The organism is Bradyrhizobium sp. LCT2 (genome assembly GCF_009931255.1).
Taxonomy (GTDB): domain Bacteria; phylum Pseudomonadota; class Alphaproteobacteria; order Rhizobiales; family Xanthobacteraceae; genus Bradyrhizobium; species Bradyrhizobium diazoefficiens.
In genome coordinates, this window is sequence record NZ_CP034432.1 from 7,158,017 (window position 1) to 7,172,272 (window position 14,256).

The following is a 14,256-nucleotide window of genomic DNA, read 5'->3' on the forward strand; positions in this document are numbered from 1 at the left end:
TGCACAGCTACCGCCACGGCTGCACGATGATCTTTGTATGCGCCTCGGGATTGGCGAGGTCGGCGAAGGCTTTTGCGACGCCGTCGAGGCCGACCTCGGCCGTCACCATGGCTGCGGCGTCCACCTGCCCTTCCGCGATCAGGCGCAGCGAGCTTGCGAACTCCTCCGGCGTGTAGCCGAGCACGTACTGGACGTTGAGCTCCTTCATGATGCCGAGCATGGGCTCGTTTCTGTCGCTCTCCATGCAGACGCCGACCACGACGATCCTGGCATCGCGCGGGGCGCCCTCGAACACCTGCTGCAACAGACCGGGCACGCCGACGCATTCGAAGATGATCGCGGGCTTGAGCGCCGGCAGCATCGCCTGGAACGGCGGTCGCGCCGCCTTCTCGGCGTCTGACATCTGCGCGTGCTCGGCCCAGGCCGTGTAGGGCTGCGACACCTTGGGATCGACCACGATGTCGGCGCCGAGCTGAGCTGCGAGCGCACGCCGCGCCGGCGAATAATCGGCGGCGACGATCGGATGCAGCCCCCTGATCTTCAGCGCGGCAATCACCGCGAGCCCGACCGGTCCGCAGCCGACCACCAGCGGCACCTCGCCGCCGCTGATGTTGGCTTTGGCGACGGCGTGGACGCCGACGGCGAGCGGCTCGGTCAGTGCGGCATGTTCGGGAGCCAGACCGTTGGGCACCTCGAGCAGCAGCGCTTCACTGAGCAGCATCGCTTCCGCATAACCGCCGATATTGTCGTTGGAATAGCCGATGCCCTCGATGCCTTGCGGCGTCACCAGCGCCGGCAGCGAGCAGACATGGGTGCCGGGCTTGAGCTTGCGCGCGGTGCTAGGGCCGTAGTCGACGATCTCGCAGCAGAATTCATGACCGAACACGACGTCGCGGGTAAGGTCCATCGGCTTGCGGCCAACCTTCCGCGCCATCTCCACCATGCGGTGGGCGTGCTGGCGCGCATGCAGGTCGGAGCCACAGATGCCGCAGGCGAGCGTCTTGACCAGCACCTGGCCAGGGCCCGGCTTCGGCTCGACCATCTGGCCAACGACAATCTCACCGTTCCTGAAGATCGCAGCGCGCATCCGGCTCCTCCCGTGTTGTTGGAGGCATTGATAGCACGACGCGCGATGCGCGCACTTGCGTCAGGCGTTCGGCGAACGCTCTTCCAGCACCAGGAGCTGGGCCCGGCGGACGCGCTCGCGATGGGCGATGTAGAGACCGCTGGCGACGATGAAGGCCGCGCCGACGACGGTCCAGACATCAGGCACCTCGCCGAAGATGAAGAAGCCGAGAATGCTGACCCAGAGCAGCTGCGTATAGGAGAACGGCGCGAGCACCGAGGCGTCGCCGTAGCGATAGGCGAGCACGACGATCCACTGGCCCGCGGTGGAGGCGACGCCGATAAAGATGCCGAGCGCGATCGCGGTCCAGGACGGCGTGACCCAGACGAACGGCACCATCGCGGTCAGGATCGCAAGACCGGTCAACGAGGAATAGGCCATGGTGGTGATGACCGCTTCGCGGCCGCTCATCATGCGCGTCAGGATCAGCGTGCCGGCCCAGCAGGCCGCCGAGACCACGGGGAAGAACGCCGCCAGATGAAACGCGCTGGTGCCCGGGCGCAGGATGATGAGCACGCCGATGAGACCGAGCGCGGTCGCGAACCAGCGGCGCATGCCGACCTTCTCGCCGAGGAAGACGATCGAGAGCGCGGTGACGAACAGCGGCGCGACGAAGCCGGTAGCGGAAGCTTCCGCGATCGGCAGGAAGCGCAGGCCGGTGATGAAGAACAGCGAGGAGCCGAGCAGCGCCGCACCGCGCATCACGTGCAGGCCGAGGCGCTGGGTGCGCATCGCGTAGAGCGGCGAAGCCGGCAGCATCACCGGCGTGAACATCAGCGCGAAGGTGAGGAAGCGGATCCAGGTGATCTGGATCGACGGCAGGCTGGTCGAAAGATATTTCGCGGTGATGTCGGAGCAGCCGAGAAACACCGTCGACAACAGGATCAGCGCGATGCCCTTGAAGGGATGATCGACGCGCGCAGGTGCGCGGCGGCCGACATGCTTCTTCTCGGGCATGGACACGGAAATACTGTCGAGCCTTGCGGCTGCGGCTGGCGGCGGGGTCACGGCTGGAACTCGGGAAAAATGCGAATCGAGCGCTCGTAAAAAACGACAAATGCGCCGCGTTCACAACTTCCGAAAACAGGATGCCGATATGCGCTGAGGGCTGCGCGCGTCAATACTCCATTAAGAATGCGCGCTTGCTGCACTACAGCATGGGCAGACCTCGCGGCTTCGGACCGCGCGGAAACGCCGCATCCAGTGCCGCAATCTCCTCTTTCGTCAGCACGAGATCGCCGGCAGCGGCATTTTCGCCGGCATGTTCCGCCGACGACGCCTTCGGGATCGCGAACACCGTAATCGCACGGGTGAGGAAGCTCAGCGCGACCTGACGCGGTGTCACGCGCCGCGCCTCCGCGATGCGCGCCAGCACGGCGCCGCCCTTGCTGTTGCTTGCCGGAAAATCGTCATGGCCGAACGGCGAATAGGCGACGACCGCGACGCCGTGCCGCTCGCACCATGGAATCACGGCATGCTCGATCGCGCGTTCCTTGAGATGATAGAGCACCTGATTGCAGGCGATGCGGCCCTCGCCCGCGACGTCGAGCATCTCGTCGAGATCGTCGGCATCGAAATTGGAGACGCCCCAGGATTTGATCTTGCCGGCCTTCACAAGTTCCTCGAACGCAGCGACGGTGTCTTCGAGCGGATAGGAGCCGCGCCAATGCAGAAGATAGCAGTCGAGGCGATCGGTCTTGAGCCGCTTTAGCGAACGCTCGCAGGCCGTGATGGTGCCGCGGCGCGAGGCGTTGCTCGGCAGCACTTTGGACACGAGGAACACTTCGTCGCGACGACCCGCGATCGCGTCCGCAATGACCAGCTCGGCATCGCCATACATCTCGGCGGTATCGATATGGGTCATGCCGAGATCGAGCCCGCGCTGAAGCGCCGCGATCGCGCGCTTGCGATCGCCATGATCGAGATACCAGGTGCCCTGCCCGATGACGGAGACGTTGGCACCGGTCTTGCCGAAGGGGTTTGTGTTCATGTGCGGTCCGATCTTCGATATTCATGTCGTCCTGGCGAAAGCCAGGACCCATTACCACAGGGAGGTGTTGTTGCAGTAGATGGTGGCCACAGCGTGCCTTCGCCACGCTGACCGGGATAATGGGTCCTGGCTTCGCCAGGACGACGATGGGGAGCTAGTTTGCGCAATGCATCAACATCGTCATTGCGAGCGCAGCGAAACAATCCAGGCTGTCTCCACGGAGAGACGCTGGATTGTTTCGCTGCGCTCGCTATGACGATGGAAAGAGCCGACCGCTAACCCGCCGCACCGGCGATCTTCACCTGCTTCACTGGCGCGACCTCCGTCGTCGCGATCAGGCGCTTCAGCTCGGGGATGCAGGAGCCGCAATTGGTGCCAGCCTTGAGCCTGGCGCCGATCTCGGCCGTCGTGCGCGCGCCGCTCGCGATGGTGTCGCAGATGGTGCCGCGGCCGACGCCGAAGCAGGCGCAGACGATCGGGCCGGTCGCGGCGGCGCCTTCGCCGGACTTGCCCGACAGCAGCATGCGGCGCTGGTCGTCGGTGACCTGATCGGCCACGAACAGGCCCTTCACCACCTCCCAGTCGCCGGCATCATGGGCGGGGCCGACGAACAGGCAGGTCTCGATGCGATCGCCCGCGAACGAGGCCGCGCGATAGACGCCGCCGCCGAAATCGCGGTACTCGGCGACATCCTCGCCCGCGACACCCTCGAGCCAGGCGGGCCAGCGCGACAGGTCGGCGTTGTCGGCGAAGAGATAGCCGAAGCCGCCGCTGACCGTGACGCGCGTCCACAACAGATTGGGCGGCAGGTCGAGCTGTTTGCGCGACAGCGCGAAGCCGCGGAAGACGTATTCATAGGGCGCGATCGCGGCCGGCGTCGCCTTGGATTCCGGCTGGCCCGAGAACGGGTCGGTGAAGGACTGCACCAGCGCACCGACGCGGCCGTGCGAGGCATTCATCGCGCTCCAGTGGATCGGCACGAACAGCGTGCCGCGCTGCTGCCGATCGCTGACGACCACCTTCAGGATACACTGCCCGTAATCGGTGGTGATGCGGGCATAGCCGTCATGGGCGATGCCGAATTTGCCGGCGTCGTCGGGATGGACCTCGACGAACGGCTCGGGCAGATGCGCGCCCAGCCGCTGGCTGAGGCCCGTGCGCGTCATGGTGTGCCACTGGTCGCGGATGCGCCCGGTGTTAAGCCGCAAGGGGCGCGACGCGCCGGTCTCGCTACGCAACGCCGGCACCTCCGGCGCGACGAAACGGCCTTTGCCGTCATTGGTGAAGAAACCACCGCTCGCAAAGAAGCGCTCGCCGGGCGCCCCGCCTTCGCGCACCGGCCACTGCACGGGCTTCAAGGCGTCGAAGGCCTCGTTCGAGAGCGAGGTCAACGCGCCGATGTCGAAATCGCGGCTGCCATCGTTCTCGAACGCCGAAAGCGCCGCGTGCTCGCGGAAAATATCGGCGGCGGATTTGTAGTCAAAACTGTCGCCGAAGCCGAGACGTTTGGCGGTCTCGCTGAGAATCCACCAGTCCGGCCGCGCCTCGCCCGGCGCCGGCAGGAACGAGCGCTGGCGCGAGATGCGCCGTTCGGAGTTGGTCACCGTGCCCGACTTCTCGCCCCAGGCGAGCGCGGGCAGCAGCACGTGCGGGCCGGCTTCGACCGTGTCGTTGGAGAGCACGTTCTCGGAGACCACGAACAGCTCGAGCTTCTTCAGCGCCTCGCGCACGAAGTCCGCGTCGGGCAGCGACACCGCGGGGTTGGTGCCCATCACCCACAGCGCCTTGACCTCGCCGCGGTTGATCGCCTCGAACAGCTGCACCGCCTTCAGCCCCTCATGGGTAGCGATGCGCGGTGCCTTCCAGAACCGCCTGACACGGTCGATGTCCGGCGGCGTGAAATTCATGTGCGCGGCGAGCTGGTTGGCGAGGCCGCCGACCTCGCGGCCGCCCATCGCGTTGGGCTGGCCGGTGAGCGAGAACGGCGAGGCGCCCGGCTTGCCAATGCGGCCAGTGGCGAGATGGCAGTTGAGGATCGCGTTGACCTTGTCGGTGCCCTGCGCCGACTGGTTGACGCCTTGCGAATAGAGCGTGACGACGCGCGGCGTGTCACGGAACATCTTGAAGAAGGTCGCGACGTCCTGCTCGGAGAGGCCTGTGGCCAGCGCGGTCGCAGTGACGCTGCCGGCGATGTTGCGCGCGCGCACCAACGCGTCGTCGAAGCCCGACGTGTTGCTCGCGATGTAGGCCTGGTCCAGCGCGCCGCTGTCGGCGAGATGGACGAACAGGCCCGAGAACAAGGCGGTGTCGGTGCCGGGCTTCAGCCCCAGGAACAGATCGACGTCGCTCGCGGTGTCGGTGCGGCGCGGGTCGATCACGATCATGCGGGCGCCGCGCTCCTGCCTGTTCTTCAGCATGCGCTGGAACAGCACGGGGTGACACCACGCCGCGTTCGAGCCGACGAAGACCAGTAGGTCGGCCTGGTCGAGATCCTCGTAGCAGCCGGGCACGGTGTCGGCGCCGAAGGCGCGGCGATGGCCGGCGACCGAGGACGACATGCAGAGCCGCGAATTGGTGTCGACATTGGCGGTGCCGACAAAGCCCTTCATCAGCTTGTTGGCGACATAGTAATCCTCGGTCAGGAGCTGGCCGGAGAGATAGAACGCGACCGCGTCGGCACCGTCGCGCGCCGCGATGTGCTGCATGCGGTGGGCGACGTGGTCGAGCGCATCGCTCCAGGCAACGCGCTCCAGCACGCCCTTGCAGCGGATCATCGGGTAAAGAAGCCGGCCCTCCAGCCCGACGGTCTCACCGAGCGCCGAGCCCTTGGAGCACAGCCGGCCGAAATTGGCGGGATGATCGGGGTCGCCGGCGATCGCCGCGCCGCCCTTGCCGTCCGGCGTTGCGAGCACGCCGCAGCCGACGCCGCAATAGGGGCAGGTGGTCTTGGTGGTCCGGAGCTTCGGGTCGATCGCCGTCATATCGAGCTGCCTTGTCAAGCCGCCTTGGAAGGACGCGCGAGCGCGCGGCCGAACATCATGTCGGTACGGATCGCCGCCACCTTGTCGCGGTTGCGGATCAGCTCGAGGTACCAGAGCGCATCGACGGTATCGCCGATCAGCACCGCGCCGGTGAGCCGGCCGTCGGCGATGACGAGCTTCTTGTAGGTGCCGCGCCTGCGGTCTGACAGCACGAGGCTCTCGCTGCCCTCCCCGCCCATGAAGTCGCCGGCGGAGAACACGCTGACGCCCGAGACCTTCAGATTGGTCGAGACCACGCTGCCCTGATAGGCGGCGGGCCGGCCGGCGAGATGCCGCGCCAGCACGCGCGCCTGCTCATAGGCCGGCTCGACCAGGCCATAGCAGGTGCCGCGATGCTCGGCGCATTCGCCGAGCGCGAAGATGTCGGGTGACGCCGTCTGCATGACGTCGTTGACCACGATGCCGCGGTTGACCGCGATGCCGGCGTCCTTGGCCAGCGCGATGTTGGGCCTGATGCCGGCGGCAAAGATCACGGCATCGGCCTCGATGCGGCTGCCGTCGGCAAGCTCGACCGCCTCGACGTGGCCGTCGCCATGGATGCACTTCGTGCTGGCATTGAGCAGGATGCGGATGCCCTTGCGCTCGACCAGCGTCTTGAGCAGATCGGCGGCCGGCCCATCGAGCTGGCGCTCCATCAGCCGGTCCATCAGATGCAGCAGCGTCACCGGGGCGCCGGCCTTGGCAAGTCCATAGGCCGCCTCGAGCCCGAGCAGACCGCCGCCGACCACGACGACGCGCTTCTTCGCCGCCGCAAGCGTCAGCAGCAGGTCGACGTCGCGCGTGTCGCGGAACGTGTGCACGCCGGCGAGATCGGCGCCCGGCACGTTGAGCCGCAGCGGCGTCGATCCCGTGGCGAGCACGAGCTTGGAATATTCCATGCTCTCCTCGCCCTCGATCTTGAGCTCGCGGCGGCCGGTGTCGATCTCGGTGACGCGGTAGCCGTAGCGCACCGTGACGCCGCGATGGCGCCACCAGTCGGCCGGCCGCAGCTCGATCTCGTGCGAGCCGGTCTCGCCGGCCAGCACGGAGGAGAGCAGCACGCGGTTGTAAGCGAGCCTCGGTTCATCGCCGATAACGGCAACCGCGTAGCGGCCAAGCGAAGTCTTGGCGAGCTCGTCGACCAGACGCGCGGCCGCCATACCGTTACCGACGATGACCAGCGGTTCACTCACAAGGCATCTCCTATTCGGCGGCCTGCGCCTGAGCGCCATAGGCCTCGGAAATCATGTAGCCGGACAGCACCCCGTAGGCGTCGGTCCAGGCCGTGGCGAGTTCGGGCGTCCAGGCCTCGCCGAGACCCTTCTCCAGTGTCCACAGCAAGGTCGCGCCGACCACGGGATAGTGCTCGGCCTTGGCGCCGTAGGCGACGTGACGCTTGGCGAGCGCCGACGCCGCGGGAAGAATCGAGTCCAGGTTCGACAGGCCGCCGACGACGGCGGCGAGCATGCCCATCAGCTTCTTGCGCTGCTCGGTCATGTCCTCGGGAAACATCGCGCGCACGGACGGCGCCACCTCGAACAGGCGATCGTAGAACAGCACCGCGGCGGTCTCCGAAATCGGCGCGACCTTGGCGAAGCTCTGCTGGATGAGGGTAATCTGTTCGGGCGTCATGATGTTCTCCTGTCTGTTTCGGTCTGCCTTTGTCCGCGTCGTTGCGAACAAGGTTCATGGGTCAAACGTCATCAGAGAGTCTTCTCCCCGCGTACGGGGAGAAGCGAGATTCGTACCAAGTCTCTAAACGCGAGCTTCGGCGAGGCTTGGCGCGCCTTCACGCTGCGGGCTGCGACGCAGGTAGAACCACCAGGTCAGGCCGAGGCAGGAGGCGTAGAAGGCGAGATAGATCGCGAGCGCAAGCTGCGGCCCGCCGGTCATGGCGATCGACTTGCCGAAACCGCTCGGGATCAGATAGCCGCCGACCGCGCCGACCGCGCCGATGAAGCCAACCGCCGCACCGCTCTCGATGCTCGCCGTCTTCAGGGCGGCGGCGCGCGCCGCATCGCCCTTGCCGCGCACCTTGAACAGGTTCTGCTCGCGGAAGATCGAGGGGATCATGCGGTAGGTCGAGCCGTTGCCGATGCCCGTCGTCACGAACAGGATCAGGAACATCGACAGGAAGCCGATGAAATCCTTCTGCCCGACGAAATAGAGCACGCCGACGGTGGCGCCCGCCATCACGATGAAGTTCCAGAACGTGATGACCGAGCCGCCGATCCTGTCGGCCAGCCAGCCGCCGAACGGGCGCGACAGCGAACCAACGAGAGGCCCGAGGAACGCGATCGCGATCGTCACCGACGGAAACTGCGTCTTGATCAGCAGCGGAAACGCCGCGGAGTAGCCGATGAAGGATCCGAACGTGCCGATATAGAGGTACGCCATGATCCAGGTATGCTTGCGCTTGACCACCGCCAGCTGATTGCTGATCGACGATTTGGCCGTGGTCAGGTTGTTCATGAAGAACACCGCGCCGAACACCGCGATCGCGATCGGCAGCACCCACATCAGGCCGGCGTTCTGAAGGAACACGCCGTCGACGGGGGTCGCCTGGAACAGGTTGATGACGGCGAGCGTCATCAGGATCGGGGTCAGGAGCTGCACGCTGGAGACGCCGATATTGCCGCCGGCCGCGTTGAGGCCCAGCGCCCATCCCTTCATCCTGTCCGGGAAGAAGAAGGAGATGTTTGTCATGCTGGAGGCGAAATTGCCGCCGCCGAGACCGGCAGTCGAGGCGATCAGCAGCATCAGCCAGAACGGCGTGTCGGGCTGGCTGACGAACCAGGCGAGCGACAACGTCGGAATGAACAGGATGGCCGCGCTGAAAATGGTCCAGTTGCGACCGCCGAACGTCGTCACCGCGAATGTATAGGGAAAGCGCATCAACGCGCCGATCAGGCCCGGCACCGCGACGAGCTGGAACAGCTGGTCGGTGGTGTAATGGAAGCCTGCCTGCGGCAGCTTGGTGGTGACGATGCTCCAGATCAGCCAGACCGAGAAGCCGATATGCTCGGCCACGATCGACCAGATCAGGTTGCGTCGCGCGATAGTCTTGCCAGTCGCATTCCAGAACGCCTCATCCTCGGGGCGCCAGTCTGAAATCCAGGTCGGATTCTTCGTCATTGAGTATCCCTTCTAGGCTCACCGCTGCGTCGTTGCAGGCTCTGCCTCCGGCCACGGAGGCGCGCTCCGAGGCTTCACCCCGGTGGCGAGTTCACGATGCTGATTGATGATGTTGAGGGACGTCGTCGTTGGCGTCGCACAAACACGTTTCAATTTCCGTGCCAATTGCGCGCGTTCGGGAAATACAGGGAATTCAGGGGCTTGTTCGAATTGCCCGAAATTTTTGCAGGGCTATTTCGCACGCAAATTTTGCGATTCGCTCAATCCCTGTGCGCCGCACAAGGATTGAGCTTGATGTCTCAAAATTAGGCGAGACACATCACGCGTTAACGCCGCGTTTACGCGGCCTCGACGAAGCGATGACGCTCGTAGAGGAATTCGAGCACGCGCTGCCGGCACTTCAGATAGGTGGTGCTGGTGGCGAGCTCGAGCCGCTTGCGGAGACGCGCCAGCGGCACCTCCAGCACCTCGCCGATGCGCGCGCTCGGCCCGTTCGTCATCATCACGATACGGTCGGACAGGAGCACGGCCTCGTCGACGTCGTGGGTGATCATCAGAATGGTGTTGCCGAGCTTCTGGTGCAGCGCCATCACCGAGTCCTGCAGATGCGCACGGGTGAGCGCGTCGAGTGCGCCGAACGGCTCATCGAGCAGCAGCACTTTCGGCTCCATCGCCAGCGCCCGCGCGATGCCGACGCGCTGCTTCATGCCGCCGGAGATTTCGGAAGGACGCTTGTCCTTGGCGTGCGCCATCTGCACGAGATTGAGATTGTGCATCACCCAGGCGTCGCGTTCGGCCCGCGTCTTGGTCTTGGCGAAGACCTTGTCGACGCCGAGCCTGACGTTCTCGTAGACCGTGAGCCAGGGCAGCAGGCTGTGGTTCTGGAACACCACGGCGCGGTCGGGTCCCGGCGAGTTGACCTCGCGGTTCTCGAGCAGCACGCCGCCGGTCGAGGCGTTGGTCAACCCTGCGATGATGTTGAGCAGGGTCGACTTGCCGCAGCCGGAATGGCCGATGATCGAGACGTACTGCCCCTTTTCGATGGTCAGGTTGATGTCCTTCAGGACCTCCGTGGTGGCGGCGCCGCGGGTAAAGATCTTGTCGATGTGGTCGAGCTTCAGATAGGCGGTCATGTGTCCCTCCCCTCAGTTCGTCGCGGTGCCGCGGGTGACGATCTTGCCGAGGCCAGCGATCAGGCGATCGAGCACGAAGCCGACGATGCCGACATAGATCAGCGCCAGGATGATCTCGCTAATGTGCGAGGAGTTCCAGGCGTCCCAGATGAAGAAGCCGATGCCGACGCCGCCGATCAGCATTTCGGCGGCGACGATGGCGAGCCACGACAGACCGATGCCGATGCGCAGGCCGGTGAAGATGTAGGGTGCGGCCGCCGGGATCATGACCTTGCCGAAGAACTCCAGCGGATTGAGCTGCACGACGGCCGCGACGTTGCGGTAGTCCTGCGGGATGTTGCGGATGCCGACCGCGGTGTTGATGATGATCGGCCAGATCGAGGTGATGAAGATGACGAAGATCGCCGAGGGCTGGCCGTCACGGAACGCCGCGAGCGAGAGCGGCAGCCAGGCGAGCGGCGGGATGGTGCGCAAGACCTGGAACAGCGGATCGAGCCCGCGCATCGCCCAGACCGACTGGCCGACCAGCACGCCGAGCGCGATGCCGGCGATCGCGGAGAGCGAATAGCCGAAGGCGACGCGCTGAAGGCTGGCGGAGAGATGCCAGAACAGACCCTTGTCGATGCCGCCATGGTCGAAGAACGGATCGAGGATCAGCTCCTTGGTGTCCTTGAATACCCGCGACGGCGGCGGCAGTGCCGAGCCGGCGCGGCGGCAGACCAGCTCCCAGACCAGCGTCAGCAGCGCGATCACGACGAGCGGCGGGATGACGCGCACGGCGGTCTCGCGCGCCATGCGCGCGTAGGCCTCGCTCCGCGGCGGCCGCTTCGGCGTCATCGCGACGACGGGCGCGGCGCTTCCCGCGGGTGTCGCGGTCTCAACCTCAATCTTCGTGGCAGGCATGTTCATCGCTATCTCTCTCCGGCTCCGGGACGATGCGGCCGCCTCGCAGCGGCCGCAGGGCTCCATCAGACTTCGACGCGCTTGATCGCGAGCGACTTCAGATAGGCCGCCGGATTTTCGGGATCGAATACCTTGCCGTCGAAGAAGGTCTCCTTGCCGCGCGAGGTGGAGGCCGGGATGTCGGAGCTTGCGACACCAAGCGTCTTGGCCGCGTCCTTCCAGAGGTCCTCGCGGTTGACCTTGGCGATCAGCGCCTTGCTGTCGAAGCCGGCTTCGTATTTGCCCCAGCGGATGTCCTCGGTCATGAACCAGAGATCATGGCTCTGGAACGGATAGGAGGCATGATCGCGCCAGTACTTCATGATGTGCGGCGAGTTCTCGACCACCTTGCCGGCGTTGCCGTAGTCGAACTTGCCCTTGGCGCGATCGGCGATGTCCTCGACCGGGCAGTTGATCCACTGCCGCTTGCCCATGATGGTGGCGAGCTCTTCCTTGTTCTCCATCTTGTCGGCCCATTGCTGGGCTTCCATTACCGCCATCAGGATCGCCTTGGCCGCCTTCGGATTCTTGTCGACCCAGGCCGCGCGCATGCCGAGTGACTTTTCCGGATGCTTGCTCCAGATCTCGCCGGTGTTGACGGCCGTGTAGCCGATGCCCTGGTGGACCAGCTGCCCGGGCCAGGGCTCGCCGACGCAGAAGGCATCCATGGTGCCGACCTTCATGTTGGCCACCATCTGCGGCGGCGGCACGGTGATGGTCTCGACGTCCTTGTCAGGATCGATACCGCCGGCGGCGAGCCAATAGCGGACCCAGAGATCGTGCGTGCCGCCGGGGAAGGTCATCGCGACCTTGGCGGACTTGCCTTCGGCCTTCTTCTTCTCGAACGCCGCCTTCAACACTGACGCATCGGCGCCGACCTTGAGGTCGGCATATTCCTTGGCGACGGAGATGCACTGCGCATCGAGATTGAGCCGCGCCAGGATGTACATCGGCGTCGGCTGGTTGTTCTGCGTCACCTTGCCGGCCGAGATCAGGTACGGCATCGGGGTGAGGATGTGCGCGCCGTCGATGCCGTTGCCTTCCGAGCCGAGCACGAGGTTGTCGCGCGTGGTGCCCCAGGAGGCCTGCTTCTGCACGTCGACATCGGGCATGCCGTATTTGGCGAACAGGCCCTTGTCCTTGGCGACGAAGAGCGGACCGGCATCGCTCAGCGCGATGAAGCCGAGCTTGGCGCCCTTGACCTCGGGGCCGGCGTCCTGCGCGAACGCACCGGCGGGGAAATTGAGCTTGGCGGCGGCAAGAAGGGCAGCGGTGCTGCCGGTGGCCTTCAACAATTGACGGCGGCTGAGGCCAGTATCCGAAGGCCGGCGAATGCGCTTGGTCATAGGCGGTGTCGTCCTTTTGCGTCGTTGCGAATGATTGCGTCAGTGCGCACGAGCAGCCCGTCCGTCCGTGACGCCAGAAAAAGGCGCATGCGAACGCACGACGGGGAGACCCCCGTTCGGGTGGCGTCAGCAAATCGGATGAGAAGTCTCGCGGGACGGCTTCAATGGCGTCGGCTTGGAACTATTCAAGCTTCATGCCAAGCGCCACACCTCATAAACATCCAAAAATTCAATACGTTAGATGCACCGCGCCAGTCTGTCGCAGCTTTGCTGCGCACGCGAAATTTGCGGACTGCTCATTTCTTGTGCGCCGCACAAATCTTATGCAGCCACCTAAGCAAAAGGCCGCAGAGCCGGCAAAAGCCGGGTCGAGGCGCGTACCATCCAATTGAAATCGCTTACCTTTTCTATCGCACCCAAGCGGCACGCGACTTGCATTTCCATTGTCGTCAACGAAGACTGCGGCTTGCCGCATTGTTGCAGCCTCTGGCGGCTGCAAACCGGAAGCTCAACTGCTTCGCGGCCCTTCTCGGCTCAGTCCTCGTGACGCGATTCCCAAGGCTTCCAGACCTCCATAGCCCTCGTGCGCGGCAGAGCCGTCCGCACGGCCCAAGATGTTCAGCCGCGCTCTCTTTGGGGGCGTGTCGATCTCACTTACGAAGCAAAAGGAACCATTGATGTCGTATCTCGCGCCTTCGGAATTCGTCACCAAGATGGTGGATGCGGGCGAGTCCAAGATCTTCATGTCCACCCGGGATACCATCATCCGGGCCTATATGGCCGGCGCCATCCTCGCGCTGGCGGCCTGGTTTGCCGTCACCATCAACGTGAACACCGGCCAGCCGCTGGTCGGGGCGCTGCTGTTTCCGGTCGGCTTCGTCATGCTGTACCTGCTCGGCTTCGACCTGCTGACCGGCGTCTTCGTGCTCTCGCCGCTCGCCCTCATCGACAAGCGCCCGGGCGTCACCTTTGGCGGCGTGCTGCGCAACTGGGGCCTCGTTTTCGTCGGCAATTTTGCAGGCGCTTTCACGGTGGCCTTCATGATGGCCTTCGTCACGACCTTCGGCTTCACGCAAGACCCCGACAAGATCGGCACGGCCATCGGCAATATCGGCGAGGGCCGAACGCTCGGCTATGCCGCGCATGGCGCGGCCGGCATGGCGACATTGTTCCTGCGCGGCATGCTCTGCAACTGGATGGTCTCGACCGGCGTCGTCGGCGCCATGATCTCGACCTCTGTGCCCGGCAAGGTCATCGCGATGTGGATGCCGATCCTGGTGTTCTTCTACATGGTGTTCGAGCACTCCGTCGTGAACATGTTCCTGTTCCCGTCGGGCCTGATGCTGCACGCGAAGTTCTCGATCATGGACTATCTGATCTGGAACGAGATCCCGACCGTGCTCGGCAATCTCGTGGGCGGCCTCGCCTTCACCGGCATGACCCTCTACGCCACGCATGTCATGACCCAGCCGAAGCGCCAGGCCGGCAAGACCACGCCGTCCCGCGTCGCGGCCTGATCAAACAACGTCTCGACAGGGGAGCCTCGCCCGAGCAGGGTGAGGCT

The 14,256-nt window shown here is 65.0% G+C and carries 11 protein-coding genes; 1 reads left to right on the forward strand and 10 read right to left on the reverse strand.

From position 1 onward, the window contains the following. Window positions 1-7: 7 nt before the first annotated feature. The 10 genes from EI171_RS33965 to EI171_RS34010 all read right to left on the reverse strand — a co-directional run bounded on the left by EI171_RS33965 (window position 8) and on the right by EI171_RS34010 (window position 12,692). On the reverse strand, window positions 8-1,087 hold the full coding sequence (locus EI171_RS33965) for a zinc-binding dehydrogenase (protein WP_110116020.1): 1,080 nt from the start codon (window positions 1,085-1,087) through the stop codon (window positions 8-10). Window positions 1,088-1,147: 60 nt separating this feature from the next. Beyond that, a complete protein-coding gene (locus tag EI171_RS33970; protein WP_028174794.1) occupies window positions 1,148-2,089 on the reverse strand; it encodes a DMT family transporter in 942 nt (313 codons plus the stop codon). Window positions 2,090-2,276: 187 nt separating this feature from the next. Then, a complete protein-coding gene (locus EI171_RS33975; RefSeq protein WP_060911022.1) occupies window positions 2,277-3,116 on the reverse strand; it encodes an aldo/keto reductase in 840 nt (279 codons plus the stop codon). 275 nt (window positions 3,117-3,391) lie between these two features. After that, window positions 3,392-6,097 carry a nitrate reductase gene (locus EI171_RS33980; RefSeq protein ID WP_161535908.1) on the reverse strand — a complete coding sequence of 902 codons (2,706 nt, stop codon included), beginning with the start codon at window positions 6,095-6,097 and terminating at the stop codon, window positions 3,392-3,394. Between the two features lie 14 nt (window positions 6,098-6,111). Beyond that, entirely contained in the window at window positions 6,112-7,329 is a 1,218-nt protein-coding gene (locus EI171_RS33985; RefSeq protein WP_202633042.1) for an NAD(P)/FAD-dependent oxidoreductase, read from the reverse strand. A 10-nt stretch (window positions 7,330-7,339) separates the two neighbouring features. Then, a complete protein-coding gene (locus EI171_RS33990) occupies window positions 7,340-7,768 on the reverse strand; it encodes a globin family protein (protein ID WP_011085591.1) in 429 nt (142 codons plus the stop codon). A 123-nt stretch (window positions 7,769-7,891) separates the two neighbouring features. After that, window positions 7,892-9,271, reverse strand: coding sequence for an MFS transporter (locus EI171_RS33995; RefSeq protein ID WP_011085590.1), 1,380 nt, complete (start codon window positions 9,269-9,271; stop codon window positions 7,892-7,894). Window positions 9,272-9,609: 338 nt separating this feature from the next. Continuing rightward, window positions 9,610-10,404 carry an ABC transporter ATP-binding protein gene (locus EI171_RS34000; protein WP_161535910.1) on the reverse strand — a complete coding sequence of 265 codons (795 nt, stop codon included), beginning with the start codon at window positions 10,402-10,404 and terminating at the stop codon, window positions 9,610-9,612. Between the two features lie 12 nt (window positions 10,405-10,416). Beyond that, window positions 10,417-11,313: a nitrate ABC transporter permease gene (gene ntrB / locus EI171_RS34005; protein ID WP_028174789.1), complete on the reverse strand. Its 897-nt coding sequence runs from the start codon at window positions 11,311-11,313 to the stop codon at window positions 10,417-10,419. Between the two features lie 59 nt (window positions 11,314-11,372). Further along, the gene (locus EI171_RS34010; RefSeq protein ID WP_028174788.1) at window positions 11,373-12,692 is read right to left on the reverse strand and encodes a CmpA/NrtA family ABC transporter substrate-binding protein; all 1,320 of its coding nucleotides are present in this window, start codon (window positions 12,690-12,692) and stop codon (window positions 11,373-11,375) included. A gap of 677 nt (window positions 12,693-13,369) precedes the next feature. Between EI171_RS34010 and EI171_RS34015 the strand changes: the two genes are divergently transcribed. Further along, on the forward strand, window positions 13,370-14,209 hold the full coding sequence (locus tag EI171_RS34015; protein ID WP_028174787.1) for a formate/nitrite transporter family protein: 840 nt from the start codon (window positions 13,370-13,372) through the stop codon (window positions 14,207-14,209). Window positions 14,210-14,256 lie beyond the last annotated feature (47 nt).

Bases quoted from the DNA above. Each gene is read 5' to 3' on its own strand.
- EI171_RS33965 (WP_110116020.1), bottom strand. From the start codon at position 1,087: ATGCGCGCTGCGATCTTCAGGAACGGTGAGATTGTCGTTGGCCAGATG.
- EI171_RS33975 (WP_060911022.1), bottom strand. From the start codon at position 3,116: ATGAACACAAACCCCTTCGGCAAGACCGGTGCCAACGTCTCCGTCATC.
- EI171_RS33980 (WP_161535908.1), bottom strand. From the start codon at position 6,097: ATGACGGCGATCGACCCGAAGCTCCGGACCACCAAGACCACCTGCCCC.
- EI171_RS33990 (WP_011085591.1), bottom strand. From the start codon at position 7,768: ATGACGCCCGAACAGATTACCCTCATCCAGCAGAGCTTCGCCAAGGTC.
- EI171_RS33995 (WP_011085590.1), bottom strand. From the start codon at position 9,271: ATGACGAAGAATCCGACCTGGATTTCAGACTGGCGCCCCGAGGATGAG.
- EI171_RS34000 (WP_161535910.1), bottom strand. From the start codon at position 10,404: ATGACCGCCTATCTGAAGCTCGACCACATCGACAAGATCTTTACCCGC.
- ntrB (WP_028174789.1), bottom strand. From the start codon at position 11,313: ATGAACATGCCTGCCACGAAGATTGAGGTTGAGACCGCGACACCCGCG.
- EI171_RS34010 (WP_028174788.1), bottom strand. From the start codon at position 12,692: ATGACCAAGCGCATTCGCCGGCCTTCGGATACTGGCCTCAGCCGCCGT.
- EI171_RS34015 (WP_028174787.1), top strand. From the start codon at position 13,370: ATGTCGTATCTCGCGCCTTCGGAATTCGTCACCAAGATGGTGGATGCG.